This window comes from Aquimarina muelleri DSM 19832 (assembly GCF_000430665.1).
GTDB classification, from domain to species: Bacteria; Bacteroidota; Bacteroidia; order Flavobacteriales; family Flavobacteriaceae; genus Aquimarina; species Aquimarina muelleri.
This window is the reverse complement of record NZ_AUML01000024.1, coordinates 52,869-76,601: the sequence shown is the minus strand read 5'-3', so window position 1 is coordinate 76,601 and position 23,733 is coordinate 52,869. Positions and strand designations below refer to the sequence as shown.

19 protein-coding genes are annotated in these 23,733 nt (G+C 30.2%); 9 read left to right on the top strand and 10 right to left on the bottom strand.

Features of this window, described 5'->3' with window-relative positions; genetic code table 11:
* Nucleotides 1-12: 12 nt before the first annotated feature.
* Nucleotides 13-633, top strand: a complete 621-nt coding sequence (locus tag H527_RS0110875; RefSeq protein WP_027412752.1) for a hypothetical protein — start codon at nucleotides 13-15, stop codon at nucleotides 631-633.
* A gap of 116 nt (nucleotides 634-749) precedes the next feature.
* Here H527_RS0110875 and H527_RS0110870 read toward each other — a convergent pair whose 3' ends face one another.
* From H527_RS0110870 to H527_RS0110855, 4 genes are all read right to left on the bottom strand, one after another.
* Nucleotides 750-1,730, bottom strand: a complete 981-nt coding sequence (locus H527_RS0110870) for a Gfo/Idh/MocA family protein (RefSeq protein ID WP_027412751.1) — start codon at nucleotides 1,728-1,730, stop codon at nucleotides 750-752.
* Complete coding sequence (locus H527_RS0110865) at nucleotides 1,730-3,442, bottom strand: sodium:solute symporter family protein (protein WP_027412750.1); 1,713 nt, start codon at nucleotides 3,440-3,442, stop codon at nucleotides 1,730-1,732. The genes H527_RS0110870 and H527_RS0110865 overlap by 1 nt, the downstream gene beginning before the upstream one ends.
* Nucleotides 3,443-3,638: 196 nt before the next feature.
* Nucleotides 3,639-6,137 carry a PIG-L family deacetylase gene (locus H527_RS0110860; RefSeq protein WP_027412749.1) on the bottom strand — a complete coding sequence of 833 codons (2,499 nt, stop codon included), beginning with the start codon at nucleotides 6,135-6,137 and terminating at the stop codon, nucleotides 3,639-3,641.
* Between the two features lie 113 nt (nucleotides 6,138-6,250).
* The gene (locus H527_RS0110855) at nucleotides 6,251-8,425 is read right to left on the bottom strand and encodes an endonuclease MutS2 (RefSeq protein ID WP_027412748.1); all 2,175 of its coding nucleotides are present in this window, start codon (nucleotides 8,423-8,425) and stop codon (nucleotides 6,251-6,253) included.
* Nucleotides 8,426-8,511: 86 nt separating this feature from the next.
* Between H527_RS0110855 and ung the strand changes: the two genes are divergently transcribed.
* Entirely contained in the window at nucleotides 8,512-9,177 is a 666-nt protein-coding gene (gene ung, locus H527_RS0110850) for a uracil-DNA glycosylase (RefSeq protein WP_027412747.1), read from the top strand.
* Nucleotides 9,178-9,182: 5 nt separating this feature from the next.
* On the opposite strand, the gene H527_RS0110845 is transcribed toward ung, so the two are convergent.
* The 6 genes from H527_RS0110845 to H527_RS0110815 all read right to left on the bottom strand — a co-directional run bounded on the left by H527_RS0110845 (nucleotide 9,183) and on the right by H527_RS0110815 (nucleotide 14,069).
* Nucleotides 9,183-9,365, bottom strand: a complete 183-nt coding sequence (locus H527_RS0110845) for a hypothetical protein (RefSeq protein ID WP_027412746.1) — start codon at nucleotides 9,363-9,365, stop codon at nucleotides 9,183-9,185.
* Nucleotides 9,366-9,655: 290 nt separating this feature from the next.
* Nucleotides 9,656-10,507, bottom strand: coding sequence for a substrate-binding domain-containing protein (locus H527_RS0110840; protein ID WP_027412745.1), 852 nt, complete (start codon nucleotides 10,505-10,507; stop codon nucleotides 9,656-9,658).
* A 446-nt stretch (nucleotides 10,508-10,953) separates the two neighbouring features.
* On the bottom strand, nucleotides 10,954-11,823 hold the full coding sequence (locus tag H527_RS0110830; protein ID WP_027412744.1) for a nucleoside phosphorylase: 870 nt from the start codon (nucleotides 11,821-11,823) through the stop codon (nucleotides 10,954-10,956).
* 1 nt (nucleotide 11,824) lies between these two features.
* Nucleotides 11,825-12,763, bottom strand: coding sequence for a DUF1835 domain-containing protein (locus H527_RS0110825; RefSeq protein ID WP_027412743.1), 939 nt, complete (start codon nucleotides 12,761-12,763; stop codon nucleotides 11,825-11,827).
* A gap of 14 nt (nucleotides 12,764-12,777) precedes the next feature.
* The gene (locus tag H527_RS0110820; protein WP_027412742.1) at nucleotides 12,778-13,107 is read right to left on the bottom strand and encodes a translation initiation factor; all 330 of its coding nucleotides are present in this window, start codon (nucleotides 13,105-13,107) and stop codon (nucleotides 12,778-12,780) included.
* An 11-nt stretch (nucleotides 13,108-13,118) separates the two neighbouring features.
* Nucleotides 13,119-14,069, bottom strand: a complete 951-nt coding sequence (locus H527_RS0110815; RefSeq protein ID WP_027412741.1) for an isopenicillin N synthase family dioxygenase — start codon at nucleotides 14,067-14,069, stop codon at nucleotides 13,119-13,121.
* Nucleotides 14,070-14,325: 256 nt separating this feature from the next.
* Here H527_RS0110815 and H527_RS0110810 point away from each other — a divergent pair, with 256 nt between their 5' ends.
* From H527_RS0110810 to H527_RS0110780, 7 genes are all read left to right on the top strand, one after another.
* Complete coding sequence (locus H527_RS0110810) at nucleotides 14,326-16,332, top strand: alpha-ketoacid dehydrogenase subunit alpha/beta (protein ID WP_027412740.1); 2,007 nt, start codon at nucleotides 14,326-14,328, stop codon at nucleotides 16,330-16,332.
* A gap of 156 nt (nucleotides 16,333-16,488) precedes the next feature.
* Nucleotides 16,489-17,091, top strand: coding sequence for an aspartyl/asparaginyl beta-hydroxylase domain-containing protein (locus tag H527_RS0110805; protein WP_229809285.1), 603 nt, complete (start codon nucleotides 16,489-16,491; stop codon nucleotides 17,089-17,091).
* A gap of 434 nt (nucleotides 17,092-17,525) precedes the next feature.
* On the top strand, nucleotides 17,526-18,524 hold the full coding sequence (locus tag H527_RS0110800) for an SDR family oxidoreductase (RefSeq protein WP_027412738.1): 999 nt from the start codon (nucleotides 17,526-17,528) through the stop codon (nucleotides 18,522-18,524).
* Nucleotides 18,525-18,558: 34 nt separating this feature from the next.
* On the top strand, nucleotides 18,559-19,842 hold the full coding sequence (locus H527_RS0110795; RefSeq protein WP_027412737.1) for a nucleotide sugar dehydrogenase: 1,284 nt from the start codon (nucleotides 18,559-18,561) through the stop codon (nucleotides 19,840-19,842).
* 49 nt (nucleotides 19,843-19,891) lie between these two features.
* The gene (locus H527_RS0110790; RefSeq protein ID WP_027412736.1) at nucleotides 19,892-21,433 is read left to right on the top strand and encodes a lipopolysaccharide biosynthesis protein; all 1,542 of its coding nucleotides are present in this window, start codon (nucleotides 19,892-19,894) and stop codon (nucleotides 21,431-21,433) included.
* A 6-nt stretch (nucleotides 21,434-21,439) separates the two neighbouring features.
* On the top strand, nucleotides 21,440-22,723 hold the full coding sequence (locus H527_RS0110785; RefSeq protein WP_027412735.1) for a hypothetical protein: 1,284 nt from the start codon (nucleotides 21,440-21,442) through the stop codon (nucleotides 22,721-22,723).
* A gap of 22 nt (nucleotides 22,724-22,745) precedes the next feature.
* On the top strand, nucleotides 22,746-23,714 hold the full coding sequence (locus H527_RS0110780; RefSeq protein ID WP_027412734.1) for a polysaccharide pyruvyl transferase family protein: 969 nt from the start codon (nucleotides 22,746-22,748) through the stop codon (nucleotides 23,712-23,714).
* Nucleotides 23,715-23,733 lie beyond the last annotated feature (19 nt).

The following is a 23,733-nucleotide window of genomic DNA, read 5'->3' as shown; positions in this document are numbered from 1 at the left end:
AAATAACCTATTATGTACAGATTAAATATTTATAATACAAAGAAGCTATTTCTTATACCAGTAGTTTTATGCTTTTTTGTACAATTACAGGCACAAAATGACCAGATTTCCATAGATCGTGTAAATGATAAAGAGTTTACAGTTAGTACTGTTAACGGAATTCCTTTTACAGTAGTTCTTGAAAAGAGTAATAACGATGGGCAATATCATCTAGCCAGTAATGGTAATCTTACCTTTAAGTTAGAGGATATGATAGATACAAGAAGTACACTTAGAATTGTATTTGAAGAAGAGATGTACCATTCCTTAGAAAATAAACTTTTAGAACAATATCGATCTGATGTAGATTGGATAAAGTCAGTACTTGATATTGAAGAAGGAGAGTTTGAGATATTTCCATCACGTCCTGTTTTTACAGATCAAGGATTGGAAAAATTAAAAGGAAAAGTGTTTGAATATACTACTACAGATAAAAAAGAAAATGATTTCAATAAATGGATAGAAAAGATAAATTATTCTGTTGGTGCTGGACGTTTTTTTAATGACTTGTATGCCGCTTCTAATGGAGAAAATAACGGGCAGAGACATAATTTTTTACCTATAAATATATATGAAGCACTTCAGAATAGATAAGAATTATGTAAAGTAATGTACTAAAAAACATAGCCTTTAATTTCTTGTAAAAAACTCATTTTAAGCCTCTTTATAGAGGCTTTTTTTATTCTAGGAGATTTGTTTGTAATCATATACTATGTATAGTGTAATCCTATTTTTTCTCTAACAGCATCTAGTAAATTAATTAGCTGTAAACTTTTTTCAAAACTCATGATATTACTTTCTATACGATTATCCAACAACATTTCTTGTACATGAATCGCTTCAAAATTATACCCATTTGTAGTTACATCAAATTCTATTAGTTCAGAGGTTCCATTTTTAGTAATAGTAACTGAGGAAGGTTCATGAAAACGACTATTAATTAGTATACTTCCGTTTTCAAATTCTAGAATGGCTTGGGTATCTGTTTTTTTAGTAATAGTACTAAATAAAGAAGCAGTTACACCATTTTTGTAATGTAACTGTATGGTACAGTTTTCATCCACCCCTGTTTTTCCTATAGTTGCACTAGCTTTTATATCTTCTGGGTAACCGATAGTACTTAATGCTGCAAATAATGGATATATCCCTACATCCAGAAGACTACCTCCTCCCAATTTTTTATTAAAAATTCTGCTTTTAGGATCAAAAGTAGTTGTAAAGCCAAAATCAGCTTTTAATTTTTTAATGCTACCAAGCTCCTTAGATGTAACTATATCCAAAACATATTGGTAATGTGGTAAAAAATAAGTCCAAAGAGCTTCCATTAAAAATACATTATTTTTTTTGGCAGTGGTAATCATTTCTTCAACCTGAGAAAGATTCATAGCGAAGGGTTTTTCACATAAAACAGCTTTTTTATGATGAAGACATAGCAAAGTATGCTCATAATGAAAAACATGAGGGGTAGCAATATAAATTACATCTATATCAGGGTTTGCTACTAATTCTTTATAATTTCCGTAGAAACAGTTTGCATTATGGGCATTAGCGAAATTCTGCGCTTTTTTAAGATTCCTGCTAGCTACTGCATAAAGTTTGGCATTAGGAACAAACTTTAAATCTTCGGAAAATTTATGTGCTATTTTGCCACAGCCTAAAATACCCCAGTTTATATGTTTTTTTGAATGCATTAGATTGTTATTTTTGGTTTTGAACCAATTAATAGCTGTATAATAATAGCAATCCCCATAACAAGAAGACAACCAATAAGATTAAGCCATAAAAAACCAACATATGGTTTTAATCCCATTTGTTCTAGCCTGAATATAGCAAAATACCAAACTAAAATAATAGTAACTTGTGTGATAAGTGCAGCAATAAATGTAGCATTACTATGCACAAATTTTATAAAAAATGCTAGCAAGAATATGCCTAGAACATTGCCATAAAAGATAGACCCTATAATATTTACTAGTTGAATTAGATTGTCGAATAAATTAGCAAAACAAGCTACTATAATAGCCATTATGCCCCAGCCAAGTGTAAATAATTTAGAGGCAGATACATAATGTTGATCACTTTTTTCTTGCTTTATATTTCGTTTATACAAATCTATGGCTGTAGTTGAAGCCAAAGCATTTAATTCTGAGGCAGTAGAAGACATAGCTGCAGATAATATTACTGCTAATAAAAGTCCTATTAATCCTCGAGGAAGATTATTAAGTATAAAATGAATAAATACATAATCCTTATCATTGGTTTCCGTATCTGGATTAGCTTTTTTTATCAACTCTTTAGCAGCATTTCGAGTTTCTTTTTCTTTTTTATTAAGCTCTTGAAGTAAACTTTTATTATCTAATTTTGGATCAGCAAGGTATCCTTTTATGATAGCATCTTTATTGGTATGAATTTCGGCAAGTTGATTTTCTAATACTGTATATTGTTCTGTATACTCAGAATTTAGAATTGCTTCTTTTCCTTCTGGATTAAAATTTAAAGGAGAGGGATTGAACTGATAAAAAACAAAAACCATAACACCAACCATTAAAATAAAGAATTGCATAGGTACTTTAAGAAGCCCGTTAAACAAGAGTCCTAATTGGCTTTCTTTTATGGATTTACCAGTTAGATATCGTTGTACCTGGCTTTGATCTGTTCCAAAATAGGAGAGAGCTAAGAATGTTCCTCCAATAAGACCACTCCAAATAGTATATCGATTATTAAGATCGAACGAAAAATCAAGAACTTCCATTTTGCCACTTGCTCCAGCTATATCTAGAGCATTCGTAAATGTTATTTCTTCAGGAAGGTAGCTGATTATAATAATAAAAGCGACCAACATACCTGTAAAAATGATCCCCATTTGTTGTTTTTGGGTAATATTTACTGCTTTTGTTCCACCTGATACGGTATAGATAATAACTAAAATACCGATTATAATATTTAAGGTCATTAAATCCCACCCAAGAACAGCAGATAGGATAATGGATGGAGCAAAAATAGTTATTCCCGCAGCTAATCCTCTTTGTACTAAAAATAGAATAGCGGTTAAAGTTCTGGTTTTTAAATCAAATCGGCTTTCGAGATATTCATATGCAGTATAAACATTTAATTTATGATACATTGGTATAAAAACAATGCAAATTACTACCATAGCTATAGGTACACCAAAATAGAATTGTACAAAACCCATACCGTCATGAAATGCTTGTCCCGGAGCAGATAAAAAAGTAATTGCACTTGCTTGGGTTGCCATCACAGATAACCCTATAGTCCACCAATGTGCATCGTTTCCCCCTCGTATGTAATCTTTAACATTTTTACTTCCTTTGGTTTTCCAAGCTCCATATAGTACTATAAATAATAAGGTTCCTAGTAGTACGATCCAATCTATGGTTTGCATAAGATGATTGATTAAGTTAGTTTATTGATGGTAAAGAGTGTTTTTGTGGTAAAGAAACTAAGAGTAAATATTAGTGATTAAGTAGAATAGTAATATATATATAGCATTCATTATTAATACAGCGGTATATAGTTTTTTCCACTTTAATTTTTCTTTTACCTTTTCCATATTAAAATTTCTATTTTGTTATAGTTATTTATTTCCCCAGAGATATCATATTAGCAAAAATGCGATATGCACCAGATACTCCAGCAGGAAACTCTCTAAAAAAGCTTAGTCCTGTATAGATATAATATCCTTTACCATATTTAGCAACCAAAAGAGCTCCTTTTTTTTCTGTTTCTCCTGCATCTTTTGCAGATAGTATAGGAGTGTAGTCTTTAGACCACTCATTAGGAAAATATAAACCTCGTTCTTGTACCCAACCGTTAAAATCCTTATCGGTAATTTTATTTGGAGTGTTTAATACCGGATGTTCTGGTGATAAAAAATTAATTTTTGCATTTTCATCGGTGACACGATCTCTGGATAGTTTAAGAGGATATGGGCCTAAATTATTTGTTATTTTTAGCCTATGATTAGTATTATATTGTATTAATAAATTCCCTCCGTTTTTTACGTACTCTAATAAATATTGTTGTTTAAATTTTAATTGATCTATAGTGTTATAAGCTCTTATTCCAACAACGATAGCGTCATAAGATTTAATATTTTCTGTAGTAATAGATTCAGGATCAATATTATTAACGTTATATCCTATTTGTCGTAAACTTTCAGGAACGACATCTCCAGCACCTTCAATATATCCAATATTTTGACCTTTCTTTTTTATATCTAGCCGAACGACTTTGGTTTCAGAAGGGACTATTATTGTTTGATATGGAATATGGTCATAATCAATTGTTATAACTTCACTAGAGTATATTTCATTATTGATTTTTATTTCAGGAGAAATATACCCTTCGCTTTGATTTTCTGGAGAGGTAAGTTGGAAAACAACTATTTTTTCTTCTCCTTTTTGTGAAAGTTTAAAATCTAAGCTAGCTGGAGTAATTTGCCAACCTTCTGGATGAGTAAGAGTAATTGTACCTGTAATATTAGATTTTCCTGCTTTTATTTTGACTGGTATTTGTTTTGAAGCTCCATTTGCATATATAATAACCTTGTCTTTAATACTAGCAGATATAAGCGGGATTATTTCAAAAGGTTTATATACTTCTCCTTTTACAGGATCATTAGTTTTATATACAACAGCTTTGGTAAAAGGAATAGTAACTCCTTCTATAGTTACAGTAAAAACAGCTTTGATTTTATGCTCTGTTTCAGGTTTGCCAATTAATTTTTGATCCGTAACATTATACATTCCTAAGGAGCCTTTTTTGTTAAGCCAATATGCATTAGTATATTCAAAATCATTGGGAATACTTCCTTTATATTCAAAAGTATTGCTAGTATTATTTTCTAAAGATATTTTTGGTAGATCATTAATTCCAATTTCAGAAATTTTAATAGATTCTAAACTCATGTTAGAATTACTGCGGTTTATGGCTTCTACCTTTATGGATACTTCACTTCCTTTAGTAGTATTAGCATCTGTTGTTACAGCTTCAAGATAAAGCCCTGATGCAGAAGCGATAATTTCAACAATCTCTTTAGATTTAATTTTTTTCCAATGTTCATCATCTAATTGCTGAATTAATTGGTAGGCTTTTACTAGTTCTGGTATAGAGGCTGAAGGGTTTTTAAAATCAAAATAATTTTCTACTTGTAGAAGTATATCTCCTATTGCTTTGCCATTTTTTATACGGTTCCATGAAGTGTCGATTCCTTCAAAAATATTAGTTTTATCTTTAGGTAATTCTCCTTTAATTAATTCTATATATTCACTTTCTTTACCGCGATTGCCTGTACTACCAAATCCTTGAGATTTATGTTGACTGCGGCTTAAAGAAGCAATTTCGCTATTAGATAGTCCTAAAGATGGATAATATACTCCTGTATCGAATTCTAAAAGTTTTGTTTTATCTGCTTTTTCAAAGTTTTCTTTACTACCATAAAACCACCAGGATGTATTAAAGAAAAGGCGTTTTGGTTGCCATGTTTTTGTGTATTTTAATTGTTCTGGGTATATGTTATCATTGGCACTTATGTCAAAAGCTTCTGTACTAAGTATTGCAGAAGAGGTGTGGTGTCCATGAGTACTACCAGGAGTTCTATGATCAAAGCGATTAATGATTACATCTGGTCTAAATTTTCTAATAGCCCAAATCACATCACCCAATACTTCTTTTTTATCCCAGATAGATAGTGTTTCGTCTGGGTGTTTAGAATATCCAAAATCATTTGCTCTGGTAAACAATTGTTCTCCACCATCGGTTCTGCGAGCTGCTAACAATTCTTGAGTTCTTATTACACCTAATTGTTCTCTGATTTCAGGACCTATTAAATTTTGCCCTCCATCACCTCTGGTTAGAGATAAATATGCGGTTCTTGCTTTTGTATGATTAGCCATATAAGATATTAAACGAGTGTTTTCATCATCTGGATGTGCTGCAACATACAAAACCGAACCTAGAAAATTAAGTTTTTGTAAAGCTTGGTGAATTTCTGAGGCATTAGGTTTTTTAGGCTGTTGTCCTTGTATAAGGAAAGGAAATAAAATTTGGATACAAGCTACAAAAAATAATTTTCGCATAATAATAGGTGCAATTTTTAATTGATTTTCCTCAAATATATAAAGATAAAATTCTCAGGTTTATCGTTTAAGGATACTTTAACAGGAAAGAAAATTATGTTTGTATACCTATTTTATTTCTTTTTTCTTTCCACAAATTCTAATTGATCTAAAGCTACATTAGTAGTAAAAATACCATAATTAACAATTGCTTTCTTTTTTTCTATATTATCTATAGTACCGATAGATCTTCCATCAATCATTCGTACTCTATCTCCTACTTTTAATATAACTTTTGGTTGTGAAGCAATAATTTTTTCTTCTTTCTTTTTTTCTTCCTTTTTCTTTTCTCGAATAACCTGAACTTTTTCTTTTATTTCATTTACAACTTTTTGTTCCTTTATTTTTTCTACTTTACGTTGTTTTACCGTAATTTTTTTTCGTTTGGAATTTTCTACTTCAACAATTTTTAAGAACTCACTTATTAATTCTCTTTTTTTCTTATTATTAAAGTATTTTTCACTGATATCATCTAATTTTTGACCTAAATAAATCATACGTTGATTACTGTCGTATAATTCCTGATAGCTTTCGAGTTTTTTTTGAATACGATCATTTGTTTTTTCTAAACGATCTTTTTCTTCTTCAGCTTTTTGTTCTTTAGTTTTAAGAGAAGATGTAGTTTTTTGTAGTTTAGATCTTTCTTTTTGTAGATCAGCTATGCTTTTGTCAAAACGAATTTTGCCTCGTTCTACTTTTTTCTTTGCTTTATTAATCAGACTATACGGAATACCATTTTTTTGAGCTACTTCAAATGTAAATGAGCTACCAGCCTCACCAAGGTATAGTTTGAATAAAGGTTCTAATGTTTTTGAGTCGAATAGCATGTTTGCATTACTTATATTTGGTAGCTCATTGGCTAACATTTTTAAATTGGCATAATGCGTAGTGATGATTCCAAAAGATCCTCGCTCATAGAAAACTTCAAGAAAAGTTTCTGCCAAAGCACCTCCTAGTTCTGGGTCACTACCGGTACCAAATTCATCAATTAAAAACAATGTTTTGTCATTACATTTTCGTAAAAATTTATTCATGTTTTTTAAACGATAACTATAAGTACTTAAATGGTTTTCTATAGATTGATTATCTCCTATATCCGTAAGGATTATATCAAACAAACACATTCTACTATATTCATGTACAGGAATTAGTATACCACTTTGTAGCATTACTTGTAATAATCCAATGGTTTTTAAAGTAATACTTTTACCTCCCGCATTGGGACCTGAGATAACTATTATTTGATTATTAGTATCTAAAGTAATGGTTTGAGGATACGTTTTGTCTCCTTTTACTTTATTATTAAGGTATAATAATGGATGATAAGCATCTATAATAGTTAACTCTCTGTTTTTAGTTATTTTAGGTAGTACAGCATTAAGTTGATTGGCATATTTAGATTTAGCAGAAACGATATCTATATGGCTTAAATATTTTTGATAAAGTTCTAAAAGTTCTATAAAAGGGCGTAGTTTGTCGGTTAATTGTTTGAGTATTTTTACAATTTCTTCTCGTTCTTCATATTCTAAATTGTTAAGTTCTCTACTAAATTGTATAGTAGTTTCAGGTTCTATATATATAATACTTCCTGTTTTAGAGTTACCCATTATAGCACCTTTTACTTTACGGCGATACATAGCTTTTACAGCTAAAACTCTACGGTTTTCTACGACACTTTCTTTAATTTCATCTAAATATCCTAAACTATTATATCTTGAAAGATCTTTACCAAAACTACCATTAAGTCTTGCTTGTACTATATTAATTTCTTTTCGTAAATTTTGTAAAGCAGGGGATGCATTATCTTTAATTTCGCCAAATTTATCAACAACTATTTCGATTAAATTAATGATTTCTTTAGTAAAAGGAACTTCAGAAGATGTTTGAGATAGAGTAGGGTACAGCTCTTCATTTTTCCTTAAAAAAAGTAATAAATCATTAGTGGTGATACTTATAGAAATTATTTTTTTTAGATTAGAAGCTTCTAAAAAGGTGTTTTCTATTTGTAGTAATTTAATTTCTTTAGAAATACTGTCAAACCCATGGTTTGGAATGCGAGAATCATTTAAAAAAGAAGACTTATATTCAGATACTTCTTGTAAAGCAGTATCCAGTAACTCTGGAGTGTTAAACGGAATAATCTGCAAAGCTTTTGATTTACCAAAATCTGTAGTGCAATATTCTGAAACTTGATTTAGTATTGTATCAAATTCAAGATCACTTAATGTTTTTTTAGAAATGCGAATCATACTTTTTTTACCCTATTTTTGGGTTATATTGGATCGATTTTAGAACTAGCAAAAGTACACAATTACTATAATTTTTTGATGTCTATATGAATGTAAATATTGAAAGCTCTTGGAATGAGCAACTTAAAGAAGAATTTAGTGAGCCATATTTTAATAGATTAGCGGATTTCGTGAAAACAGAGTTCAAAAATGAGATTTGCTACCCAAAAGGTACCGAAGTTTTTGCAGCATTTGATTATTGTACATTTGAAGATGTTAAAGTAGTAATAATTGGTCAAGATCCCTATCATGGACCAGGTCAAGCTAATGGATTATGTTTTTCCGTAGCTAATAATATTCAAACTCCTCCATCATTAATCAATATTTTTAAAGAAATTGAGACCGATATAGGAGTGCCTTTTCCTTCAACCGGAAATTTAGAACGTTGGGCAAAACAAGGAGTTTTGTTGTTAAATGCTACCTTAACGGTTAGGGCAAATCAAGCAGGGTCTCATCAAAATAAAGGATGGGAACAATTTACAGATAAGGTTATACAAATTATTTCTGAAAAAAAGAATAAAGTAGTTTTTTTATTATGGGGGGGCTATGCTAAGAAAAAAGGGGCTAAAATAAATAAATCAAAGCATTGTGTTTTAACAAGCGGACACCCATCTCCATTAAGTGCAAATAGAGGGTACTGGTTTGGTAATAAGCATTTCAGTCAAACTAATTCGTATTTACTAGAAACAAATCAAACACCAATAAAATGGTAGATTAATTATGCTGCGTTAGGAATCTTAGAAGATTTAGACTTATCCACAGGTTTATCATCTATAGTGTTGATTTTATTTTCTTCTTTTCTTGTTTTTCTTTTATCGCTATCTACCGATTGAGTACTCAATTTTAGTAAAATAAAATTGAAAGCAACAAGACCTGCTAAAATTATTAAAAAAGTTACCATAAAAGATTTGTTAGTTAATCATTAGATGCATTAAAGCCAAAAAGGTTGCTTATACATTAATAATTAGTTCATATCATTGGGGTAGGCGGTGCAAATGTACAAAAATATTCTATTTCATTACATACTTGTTAAATAGATGTGTAATAATTTATTATTAGATAAGTATTTGTTAATTTTTTTAGTTATCTCTTATTTATGTTCTTAAATTCATGATATATTCTTTGATTAAGTAACGTTTTTATTTGAGTATACCCTACCACTTATATTGTTTTTTTACCTAAGTTTTAGTTTTATAATTCAAAAATCAATTTTTCTGGAGCTACTTTTTTGTTAATTATATCTAAATTATATAAATGATTTTGTATCTCTATAAGAGTATTTTTTTTAATTAGTGATTGACTCCATTCTGTAAGTTCTAGCCATTTTTGAATATCTTCTAGTTGTTGATCATATCGATTAGCCAATGTTTTATGAATGCTAGGTATGTGTTTAAAATCGATAGTAGTAGTGTTGATAATATCTAAGATAGTTTTTATTTGTTTTGCATTTGTGTTAAGTATTTCTTCTCTTACTGCTATAACAAAACAAGGCCATGGGGTTGGGCAATCTGCCACTCTTTTAAAAATACCGCTATCTACAAGTGGTTTTGTAGTAAAATGTTCCCACATAAAATAATCCGCTTCTCCGATTGTTAGTGCTTCTATAGCACCTTTAAGGTTTTTTACTACTTCAAATTGAAGAAGAGAAGTATCCCAATTATGGTTTTGGGCATTAACATGTGCCATTAAATGTGATCCAGAGCCATACCTACTTATAGCTGCTTTTTTATTTTCTAATTCTGAAAGATGAGTGTAATTTGATTTTTCGCCTACATGGATTCCCCATATTAATGGTGTTTGTATATAGGTTTGTACAATTTTACTAGGGTTTCCATCTATGATATCTTTTATAATACCTTCGGTAAGTATAATAGCAATATCAATATCTTTTTTTCTTAAAGCTTCGCACATTGCTCCTGTACCACCAGGGTACTCAACCCAATCCAAATGAATGTTTTTTTCGAGATAGTTTCCGTCCTCAATGCTTAAATGCCAAGGTAAATTAAAATGTTCTGGGACACCACCTATTTTTATAGTATGCATGCTATATGAAATTAATAAATGTGTATTTCATCGATTTTATTTGTTTTTTAACGATAAAAATTATTTGTTTACGTATATTTGACATAACCTTCTTCTGAAGAAGAATATATTTAAAAAGTTTTAACCCCCAAATAAAAACAATATTGCTATGAAAAAGAATTTTTTAAAAAATAAAAATACATATGTAAAGGTTGCGAAGTTAAAAAATAATTCTCTAGAGAATGGCATTGTGATTTTTATTGCAGTATTGTTACTTACTAATTTATTGATTAGTCTTAAAGTATTATTTGGTTAATATTTTGGTTTAACCCTTTGAAATAAATTGTTTTGAAAATAAAATATATGTAAGCAAGCATATCTTGTGAGTTTACTTATAGGTTGTTTATTTATTATAAAAGTAAGGGAATCAGTAAGGTTCTTTACTTTTATAATAAAAATATATCTTTTTAACTTATAATTTTTTTCAAAGTATACTGAATAAGTTTATCTATGATGACTTTAGGATTGTGACTAAAATCTCCAGAATAGCGGTTAGCTAAAATAGCATTCATAGAAACGGCTTTGTGACCTAATAATTTTGCTATTCCATAAATACCAGCGGTTTCCATTTCTAAATTGGTGATTTTTTTGGTATTATATTCAAAAGAGGCTATTTTTTTATTTAAGTTACTGTCTTGTAAAGGTAGTCTTAAAACTCTCCCTTGCGGGCCATAAAAACCAACATTAGTAATAGTTACTCCTTTTTGTACTGATTTACTTAACATTTTTTCTCCAAGTTCTTGATTCCATGATACAGTGTATGGTATTGACTTGTTTTTGTCCCAATTTAAATGGCTCATTAATGCCTTTGAAAAATCGGGAAGTTGCACGTGATGGCTATCATAAAAATGTAAAAGACTATCAAAACCAACGGCAATTTCTGAAATAACAAAACTATCTATAGGAATATTTGGTTGTACAGATCCAGAAGTACCGATTCGTATGATATTTAATGAAGTGTGCACTTCTTTAGGCTTTCTGGTAGTAAAATCAATGTTAACCAGAGCATCTAATTCATTAAAAACAATGTCAATGTTATCAGTACCTATACCTGTAGATATAACGGTAATTCTATGTCCTTTGTAGTATCCTGTTTGTGTATGAAATTCTCTTTTGTGAATTTTATATTCAATTTCGTCAAAGTATTGTGTTACTTGATCTACACGATCAGGGTCTCCCACTGTAATTATGGTAGAAGCAAGGTGCTTTGGTTTTAATTGAAGATGGTATATACTGCCATCTTCGTTAAGAATAAGTTCGGATTTGGCTATAGCCATATTATAATTTTAATAGTGAGTGGGTTTCATCATTATATAAGTAATCATATTTTTTAACGCCTCCATAATGCCAATTTAGAATTTGTGTATTATAAAAGTTTTTTTTGTGTTCTAAAGCAAGTTTTCCTCTTTCTGATAATAAAAGCTGATCTTTTGTTTGTGCTAAAAACTGAAAAAGTCTGGCAAGAACGCGTTTCATTTGCATATCGCCGTATCCATAATAACCTTGGTATTCTAGGGCATAGCCCATAAGGTGTTTTATGTTTTTAATTTGATAACGATCTACCATTTCCAAGATATTATGCTCTAGAACATTTAGTCCTGTAAGCATATTTGGAAATCTTTGTAAATGTGCTCTTAAGCAAATAGACATATATTCAAAAGAAGAATTTTGTTTGATTTGCCCTATAATTTTTTCTGGTTTTGATTCACAATAAAGTGTCCAGATATGAGCTGCAAATTCAAGATCGTCATAGCTTAACTTTATTTTGTTTAAGAAGTGATTTTTTAACTGGTTATCAGATAAGTCACAAAGCCCAAAAAGTTTTTTTTCATGTTCTATTCTTCCGCTACAAACAATATATATAGGTTTGTGTTTAATTTTTTTACGAATCAATAAACTTATCGCTGCAATCATATTGATATGGCAAAATAGATCATATTCAAACCATAGTACAATTTCTTTGTATTTAGTAAGGTTCTCAATTTTTTTAAGTTGAGAAACGAATTTTTCTTGATAATCAGAAGGAGAAATCCGATAATATTTTTCTAAAAAAGTTGCCCGTTTTTTAATAGAGCTTTCTTCCTCTATTTTAATTTCTGTTGGACCTTCACAAAGCATTTCACGCCAGACCATAAATTCTCCAGATACAAAGTTTAATTCTTGTATTCTTTGAGTAAGACTGTCTCCGTTGGTAATATGTAAAGTGGTTTTCTTCAAAATATTAGTTTAAATTATCCTCCAACACGTTTTACTTTAAAACCTTTTTCTTCAAGTATTTCCATTATTTGATTTCTATAATCTCCTTGTATGATTATAGAATCATTTTTAAAACTTCCGCCAACGCTTAAACGAGTTTTTAATTCTTTAGCTAATTTTTTAAAATCTTCATCAGCACCAGTATATCCCTCTAATATAGTTATAGGTTTTCCTTTTCGCTTTTCATATTTACAAATTATAGGATCTTCCTGCATCCATATTTGATTTTTTGGATCTTTTTTTATTTCCTCTTCCAAAGGTTGATGGTCAGGAAATAAATTTTTTAATTGTTCTTGTAAATCCATTTTTTAGGGATTTATTTTTTGATTAAACCAATTTCAATAAGTCTTTGATGTAAGAAATCCCCTGCAGTAATGTCTTCATACTGTTTTGGATTATCTTCTGTGATACACTCTTCTAAACAATTTAATTTCATGTCACTTCTGGGATGCATAAAAAATGGAATAGAATATCTTGGTTTTTCCCATTGCTCTTTTGGAGGATTTATAACCCGATGTATAGTGGATCGTAATTTATTGTTGGTATGTCTTTCCAGCATATCCCCAACATTAATAACCAATTCATCTTCTTGTGGTATTGCATCTATCCATTCTCCATCTTTACGTTGTACTTGCAATCCTCCTGTTGAGGCTCCCATTAATAAAGTGATAAGGTTTATATCTCCATGTGCTCCAGCTCTAACAGCTCCTTTAGGTTCTTCTTGGATAGGAGGGTAATGAATTGGGCGTAAAATACTATTACCATTACTTGCCCAATAGTCAAAATAATATTCATCAAGACCTATATACAATGCTAATGCTCTAAGCACATGGATACCTGTTTTTTCAAGCATTTTGTATGCTTCCATTCCTGTAGGGTTAAAATCTTTTAATTCTTCGATAATTACATTAGGCGGATATTGCTCTATTAAATTAGCATTAGGATCGGGTTCTTGTCCAAAATGCCAAAACTCTTTAAGATCACCTTCTTTTTTTCCTTTGGCATGTTCTTTACCAAATGATGTATAGCCTCGTTGCCCTCCTAATCCTTCGATTTCATATTTTTCTTTTGTAGCAAGAGGTAGTGCAAAAAAAGCTTTGATTTCTTTATATAGATTGTCTACAAGTTTGTCACTTAAAAAATGATTTTTTAATGCAACGAATCCTATTTCTTCATAGGCTTTTCCTATTTCATTGACAAATTTTTGCTTTTTTGATATGTCATCAGATAAAAAGTCTGCTAAATCTACACTTGGTATGTTATTCATTAATTTAATCTTTGTGTATTCAACAACTAAAATAGGGGTATTTCAGTGAAAACTCCTAATAGCTTATTAAATTTATTTATAGATATATGTAATCTGTCAAATTTGTTAATTTTAAACAGGTAATCCTTAATTCAAAGTAAATTTAACTAATTTGTAGAATTGTTTGATATAATTTAACAAGTACTTATGTAATATTATATAGTAGACGTCTATTCTGAAAGAAAAATAAGTACATTTACTTAACAAATTTTCTTTTATGGAACATATTTTTAAAGAAAAATCAAAATTAAATTTTGATCGAAAAGAATATAACGATAATCTCCTTGTTTCCTTGTATTTAAAGATGCTTAAGCCTAGGCTTATAGAGGAAAAAATGCTAGTCTTACTTAGACAAGGAAAAATTTCTAAGTGGTTCGGAGGAATTGGACAAGAAGCAATATCTGTAGGTATAACGGCTGCCTTAGATAAAGAAGAATATATATTGCCAATGCATAGAAACTTAGGAGTATTTACAACTAGAGAGATTCCTTTATATAGATTATTTAGTCAGTGGCAAGGAAAAGCCAGTGGGTTTACAAAAGGAAGGGATCGTTCTTTTCATTTCGGAACGCAAGAATATAATATAGTAGGTATGATTTCACATTTAGGTCCTCAAATGGGGATAGCTTGTGGTATAGCTATGGGAAATTTATTAAAAAAGAACCATAAAGTTACTACTGTATTTACAGGAGAAGGGGGTACTAGTGAAGGAGATTTTCATGAGGCTCTTAATATTGCTTCGGTATGGGGATTACCTGTGTTGTTTTGTATAGAAAATAATGGTTATGGGTTATCTACTCCTACTAAAGAACAATATAATTGCAAAAATCTAGCAGATCGTGGTTTGGGTTATGGAATGGAGTCTTATGTAATTGATGGAAATAATGTGCTAGAAGTTTATGATAAAGTTTATGAACTGGCTAAGAGTATAAGAGAAACCCCTCGACCAGTTTTATTAGAATTTAAAACCTTCAGGATGCGAGGACATGAAGAGGCTAGTGGTACTAAATATGTTCCTCAAGAATTGATGGAATATTGGAGTGCTAAAGATCCAATAACAAATTATAAGGAATATCTTATCGATAACGGTTTAATGTCTGTTGAAGATAATGTCAAACAACAATCTATTTTAAAGGCTGAAATAGATTCTCATTGGAAAAAAGCAAATACAGAGGAGGCTATTACGATAAATCTTGATCAGGAATTAAGAGATGTTTATACTGCTTTTGATTATAAAGCAATTACATTACTCTCTAAAACGAAAGAAATCAGGTTAATTGATTCAATATCAGATGGTTTAAGAGAGGGTATGCGTCGGCATGATAATCTTGTGATTATGGGGCAAGATGTAGCAGAATATGGAGGTGTTTTTAAAATAACAGAAGGTTTTTTAGAGGAGTTTGGAAAAACTCGGGTTCGGAATACTCCAATTTGTGAATCAGGAATTGTATCTGCAGGGTATGGCTTATCTGTAAATGGTTTTAAAGCAGTTATAGAGATGCAATTTGCAGATTTTGTGTCTTCAGGGTTTAATCCAATTGTTAATTTGTTAGCAAAATCAAACTATAGATGGAATCAATCTGCGGATGTTGTAATAAGAATGCCTTGCGGGGCAGGAGTAGGAGCAGGACCTTTTCACAGCCAGACTAATGAAGCTTGGTTTACTAAAACTCCAGGACTTAAAGTGGTATACCCAGCTTTTCCATATGATGCAAAAGGGCTTCTAGCTACGGCTATAGAAGACCCAAATCCAGTATTGTTTTTTGAACATAAAGGGCTATATAGAAGTGTTAGGCAAGAAGTTCCTGAAGGGTATTATAATTTACCATTTGGAAAAGCTTCTTTGTTAAAGGAAGGAAATGATGTTACTATAATAAGTTATGGAGCAGGAGTTCATTGGGCTATAGAGATATTAGATAAGTATCCATATATAGCTGCGGATCTTATTGATTTAAGAACATTGCAACCTATGGATACAGAGACTATATATCAATCAGTTAAAAAAACAGGCAAAGTTATTATTTTACAAGAAGATTCTCTTTTCGGAGGTGTAGCATCTGATATTTCAGCGTTAATTATGGAAAACTGTTTTAAATTTCTTGATGCACCTGTAAAAAGAGTAGCAAGTTTAGAAACACCAATTCCATTTGACACTAATTTAGAAACTCAATATTTAGGCAAAAATAGGTTTGAAAAAGAACTGCTGGCTATATTAGAATTTTAGTTATTACATTAATTTCAGAAGATTATCTGTAGAATTAGAAAAAAGGAATATAGTTTATATTATAGAGTAAAGTGTTGATTATGAATATAAATGTTTTTTTTATTTTTATAGGCATATAAAAAATAAACTTTTGACAAAGGATAAAATAAGTAGATAGTGACACAAGATATAGAGACAAAAAAACAGAGTTCTGACCGTATTAAATTGCCTTTTTCCTTTGATGCGAGTAAAATGTTTTCAGAATTTGAATGTTTAAAAGTAGATAGTTTCGAGTATTATAATGTTATTCCATTAACAGCTCCCGCACATATTGTGGATCCATCATTACCTTTTCCGCCACCAGCAGAGGATTATGCAGATGGTTCATGGACAGATTGGTTGGATACAAATGAGTTAAAACAATCTCCATATCTTATGAGTGTCGTTAATACTTTTCGCGAACATACAAAAGTTACTTTAGTTAGATTGTTGTGCTTAGCTCCTAATTCGATTGTAAAAGAACATACCGATCCTACCCTTGCTCTAGAAATTGATAAATCTGTAATCAGGCTTACTATACCCATTTTTAAAAATGATAAAGTAGAGTTTTTTTTAAATGATACTCCAGTACCAATGCAGCCTGGAGAGTGTTGGTATTTAAGATTAACAGATCCACATAAAATAAACAATTTAGGAGATACAGAACGTGTAAATCTAACTATTGATATGATACCTAATGATTGGATGCGAAAAATGATAGCGAATAGTCAATCTTCTTAGAGAGATAAGCTCTTTTTTTAAGTTTAAGTTATACCAAACTGTTATTTATTGCAATAGCAAATAACCTTTTGTAACAACTAGGTTTCAATTAGTATAGCTTAATTTGTAATCCTATTTTGGGCTTGGGTATTTTGAATTGTAAATAAAATATCATTTTATAGATCAGTCCTTTTTAAAAATTCTAATATTTCTATTGAAAACCTTGTGGTTAATAAATGATTATTTATAGTTAACTATTTATTTTTTAGTTTTTTTAATTTAATTTTTGGTAATTAAAATTAAGTTTAAAAGTTAACTCAGTATTATTTATTATAAATAGGGGTGAAATCCCCTTTAAGTTATGTTGTATGTTATATAAGTAAATCTTAATTTCGCGCTGGCTATAAAAATTTATATGCTTTTGAATTAAAAAACAAGGGGTTAAAATATAATTCATGAACACAAATCAGTTGGAGCTTCTTCGCTCTTCAAAAATACTTGTAACTGGCGCAGCTGGATTTATAGGCTCTAATCTTTGTGAAGAACTTATAAAAATAGGAAGTACAGTAGTTGGATTAGATAACTTTGCGACAGGTCATAAAGAAAATTTATCTACGCTTAAACAAAGTTCAAAATTTATATTTATAGAAGGAGATATAAGAAATCTAGAGGATTGTAATAAAGCCTGCAAAGATGTTGATTTTGTATTACATCAAGCAGCATTAGGTTCTGTTCCTCGTTCTATCAACGATCCTATTACTTCTAACGATGTTAATGTGGGAGGATTTCTTAATATGTTAGTAGCTTCTAGAGATGCAGGAGTAAAACGATTTATATACGCGGCAAGCTCTTCTACATATGGAGATTCTATAGCATTACCTAAAGTAGAAGGTGAAATAGGAAAGCCACTATCTCCTTATGCAATTACTAAGTATGTTAACGAATTGTATGCGGATAATTTTAAAAGAACTTATGATTTGGATACGGTAGGACTACGATACTTTAATGTATTTGGTCGTAAACAAGATCCAAACGGTGCCTATGCAGCTGTAATCCCAAAATTTGTAATGCAATTTATGAAATACGAATCTCCGATAATTAATGGAGATGGATTATTTTCTAGAGATTTTACATATATAGATAATGTTGTACAAATGAATTTACTGGCATTAGTCTCTAGTAATCAAGAAGCACTAAACAATGTATATAACACAGCTTTTGGAGAGAGAACAACTTTAAAGGAATTAACTACTTTGTTAAAACAATATTTAGCAGAATTTGACAGTTCTATTGCAGATGTAGATGTAAAATATGGACCAGAACGTAAAGGAGATATCCCTCATTCATTAGCATCTGTTGATAAAGCTAAAACACTTTTAGGGTATGACCCTAAATTTGATATAAAATTAGGATTAAAAGAAGCAGTAAAATGGTACTGGGAGAATCTAAGGTAAACCCAGAATACCAAAAAATATATTAAAAATACTTATGAAAGATATTAGAATTGCCATCATTGGATTAGGATATGTTGGATTACCTTTAGCAAGGCTGTTTGCCACTAAATACCCAGTAATTGGTTTTGATATTAACCAAAATAGGATTAATGAATTAGTTTCAGGAACAGACTCTACTTTAGAGTTAGAAGACGATTTATTACAATCCGTACTTAAAACAGATGTTAATTTAGATGAAAATGGTCTTTATTGTTCTTCAAATATAGAAGATATTAAGAATTGTAATTATTATATTATTACAGTTCCTACTCCTGTAGATAAAAATAATAGACCAGACCTTACTCCACTTTATAAATCTAGTGAGACAGTTGGTAAGGTGTTAAAAAAAGAGGATATCGTAATATACGAGTCTACCGTTTATCCTGGAGTTACGGAGGAAGAGTGTATCCCAGTTTTAGAAAAAGTTAGTGGGTTGAGATTTAATAAAGATTTTTATGCAGGATACTCTCCGGAGAGGATTAATCCAGGAGATAAAAAACATACTGTAGAAAAAATACTTAAGGTAACAGCTGGATCTACTCCAGAAATAGGAAAAAAAGTAGATGATCTATATCGTTCTATTATTACCGCAGGAACGCATCTTGCTCCCACTATAAAAGTAGCAGAAGCAGCTAAAGTTATAGAAAATTCACAAAGAGATATTAATATAGCTTTTGTTAATGAATTAGCAAAGATTTTTAATCTTATGGGGATCGATACTGGTGATGTATTAGAAGCGGCAGGAACCAAATGGAATTTTCTTCCTTTTAAACCTGGATTAGTAGGGGGGCATTGTATAGGTGTAGATCCTTATTATCTAGCACAACGGGCTCAAGAATTTGGATACCATCCAGAAATTATTCTTGCAGGACGAAGGCTAAATGATAGTATGGGACAATATGTGGCATCAGAAGTAATTAAACTTATGGTAAAACATGATATACATATAAAAGGAGCTAATGTATTAGTGCTTGGGGTAACTTTTAAAGAAAATTGCCCAGATGTTCGTAATACAAAAGCGATAGATGTCATAAAACAATTAAATGATTTTGGAACAAATGTAACTGTGTATGATCCATGGGCAAACCCATCAGAGGTAATGCATGAATATAACCTTAAAATAACTACAGATTTGCCTAAACAAAAATATCAAGCAATAGTTTTAACTGTAGCACATAACGAATTTTTAGATATTGATCTTAAATCGATGCTTTTACCTAATGGAATCCTTTATGATGTTAAAGGAATTTTGAAAGAAAAAGTACACGGTAGATTATAGTAAAAGTATCTTTAATTTTTACGCTTAAAGAACCAATAAACCAACTAACTTGAACCAATTAAAAAAAGGTGCGTTACTAACGTATTTAAAGATTATACTTACCAATATTATTGGAATTGTAATGACACCATTTATTGTTAGTAATATTGGTAAAGACGAATACGGAATATTTAACGCAATTGGTGCGTTAATAGGTACAATAGCACTATTGGATTTTGGATTAACCAATACAGTTGTTCGTTTTGTAGCTAAATATAAAGCAGAAAAAGATAAAGAGGGCGAAGAAAATTTTCTTGCGACGATACGATTATTATATTTTGTCATTTCGTTGTTAGTCATTATTCTTGGAGTTATTTTCTATTTTTTTATAGACTCCTATTTTACAAAGTTTAATGCACAGGAACTTGAAATAGCAAAAATTATGTTTGTTATTTTAATTTTCAATCTGGCAATACAACTCCCTGGAATGATCTTTACAGGAATTTGTAAAGGATATGAAGAGTTTGTTTTTCCAGAGTCAGTAGGTATAATACGATATATTTTAAGGTCAATAACAGTTGTAGCTGTACTTTTATTTGGTGGTAAAGCAATCTCACTTGTTATCATAGATACAATATTTAATATATTTACTATTTCAGTATCAGCTTATTATGTGTTGGTTAAACTTAAAGTTAAATTCAAACTACATGAGTTGTCTAAAAAGTATATCCTTCAGATTTTCAAATATTCAAGTTGGATTTTTGTTTTTTCTTTGGTAGGTATGCTACAGTGGAAATCAGGAAGTTGGATTCTTGGGTCAATGAGTTTTCCAAAAGTTTTAGGGATTTATGGTATAGGAATAGCATTAGGTACATATTATGGTACTTTTTCAACCGCAATTTCTAGTGTATTTTTACCAAGAGCAACACAAATGGCTGTCAATAATGCTACTGGAGAGGAATTAACAAACATGATGATTAAATTAGGAAGGTTGTCATTTATTGTTCTAATGTACGTATTAGGAGCTTTTATACTGTACGGAGAACAGTTTGTTAATTTATGGGTAGGCGGGGGAGATTCAGCAAAAGATACACGATATAATTCAAAAGAGTGTAATGAGATTTATATAATAGCATTAATGATAATGATAGCATATACAATCCCCTTATTACAAGCATTTGGAAATTCTATTCTTGAGGCTAAAAATAAATTAGCTTTTAAAGCAATTCTTTATCTAGTAGTTATGATTTTTGGGGCTATTGCAGGAGGTATATTAGCGATAGATTATGGAGCGATAGGAATGATTTCTGGTTTAGTACTAGGATGGTTAGTAGTACAAAATGTGATGAATTTTTATTATCATAAAAAAATAGGTGTAAATATTATACGGTTTTTTAAAGAACTACTTCACAAATCTTTTTTCATCGTTATCATTGTTGTAGCAATAGGTTATGCTATTAATTATATACCAGGAGAAGGATGGTTAAATTTTATTTTTAAAGGAAGTATATATACAACTGTTTTTGTGGTACTAATGTACTTTTTAGGAATGTTAGAATACGAAAGAAAATTATTTGCAAAACCAATTGTTTCTCTGTGGAAACGAAAATAAATTGTAATGGAAAAATTAATACTTCACAATATTTCATATACAGATAACGGTAAAAAAATTATTTATGAGTATTCTGCGAGTTCTCAAATCGAAAAATTTTTTGATAAAAATAAGTCTTTATATTCTAAATATGATGTTGATGTAAGTACTATACCAGAGAGTATTGCGATAGTTCCGTTTTTATCTAATATGATGCCTATAGCTTGGTATGCAGGATTTACGGTAGAAGTAGATCAAGTTGATGAGGATTTTTATGATGCCTTATTACTAATACAGAAAGAATTTCAAAAAAGAGAATCTGTTTCTGTTACAGATAGTAAATTAATTGCTAAAAAACTTGTAAAAAATAACATTGAGGGAGATAAATCATCTATGTTATTTAGCGGAGGAGTAGATGCTTATGCTACCTATATCAGAATTTTTGAAAAAAAACCAGATTTGGCAACTATTTTAGGGGCAGATATAGCAATTGAAGATCATAAACAGTGGGATGATTTTACCAATTTTATAGAAACAGAAAAATTATTAGAAAATAATAATCAAGAGTATATAGAAACAAATCTTAGAGAATTTTACACATATCAAGTCGAACTTTTACTTAAAGATATTGGATGGTGGGGTAAAGTACAACATGGCTTGGCTTTAATTGGAGCATTAGCCCCTTTATCATTTATCCATAAATATACTTCAATTTATATTGCATCATCATACACCGATCATATAGATATTGATTGGGGATCTACTCCAGAAATAGACGAAAAGATTACATGGGCATCTGGAGTAAAAGTTTATCATGATGGATATGATCTTAAAAGACAAGATAAGGTAGATTTAATAGCAAAATTTGCATCAAATACAAATAATAAATTTAAACTAAGAGTTTGTTATTCTGAACTAAGAACAGAATTTAATTGTAGCAATTGCGAAAAATGTTTTAGAACAATTCTCGGACTAATTTTAAACGATAAAGATCCAAATGATTACGGGTTTAATGTAGATGAAAAAGTCTATAAGAAGTTTTATGAAGTGCTAGAAATAGGAGCCGCTAGTAAAGGTGTAAAATATTTCTGGTGGGAATTAATGGAAAAAGCAAAGAGCAGTAATAAGTTTTATGTTTTTAATGATGAAGAAGCAGAAACATTGCAAATTAATGAAATTAGAAACGGAAAGATAGATCAACTTTTAGATCAAAAATTAAAAAAACCTAATAAAGGAAAACAAAGGATTCGGTTTATTATTAGAAATAAATTTCCTTGGTTACAACAATTATATAGAAAAATTAGATACTAAATAAAATAAATATAATAAGGAGATGAAATACGGATTACTTACCTATGTTGAGAATAAGAAGTTTTTTAATGTCGGAGATAATATTCAAAGCCTTGCAGCAAAACAGTTTCTACCCAGAGTAGATACTTTTTTAAATAGAGAAAAATTAGGAGAGTATAAAGGGGATCCAGTTAAACTCATAATGAACGGTTGGTTTACCCATAATATTCATAATTGGGTACCTTCGGAAGATATAGATCCAGTGTTTGTTTCTTTTCATATGAATAATACTGCTGCTCCAGCAATGCTAAGCGAAAAGGGAATAGCGTATCTTAAAAAACACCAACCTATTGGATGTAGAGATCAATTTACAGCAGATACCTTAAAAGCTAAAGGTATTGATGCATATTTTACAGGCTGTTTAACTTTAACATTAGATTCTTATAAAGTAGCAGATGAAGAAAGAGGAGAAGATATATATATTGTAGATCCATTATATAGTTACCCAAGACCAGAAAAAATATTTTATAACACTAAGTATACTGTAAAAAATATTCTTAATGGTACTGCATTTCAATTGGGTAAAAAAAATAAACATCTTAAAAATTTCATAAGCGAGGACGTTTTAAACTCTGCAGAGTTTATAAATCAAGAACCACCTTCTAACCAACTTAACGATGAACAAAAGTTTGAGATGGCAGAGGCATTATTACATAAATATGCAAAAGCAAAATTAGTAATTACATCCAGAATTCATTGCGCATTACCCTGTTTAGCTCTAGGAACTCCAGTAATTTTTGTAAATGGTTTTGATAGTTTTGTAGATTCTTGCAGATTCGACGGGATTTTAGAATTATTTAATCGTATAGATATAGATAGTAAAACAGGGGCATTCACAGCTAATTTTCCGTTAGAAGGAAAAATTAGTAAAAATACTATGGTAAAAAATTTAGAAAAACATCATGATTTAGCCAATGCATTAAAAGAAAAAGTAAGAAGTAAATTAAACTAATAAATTTTCTACGGGGATT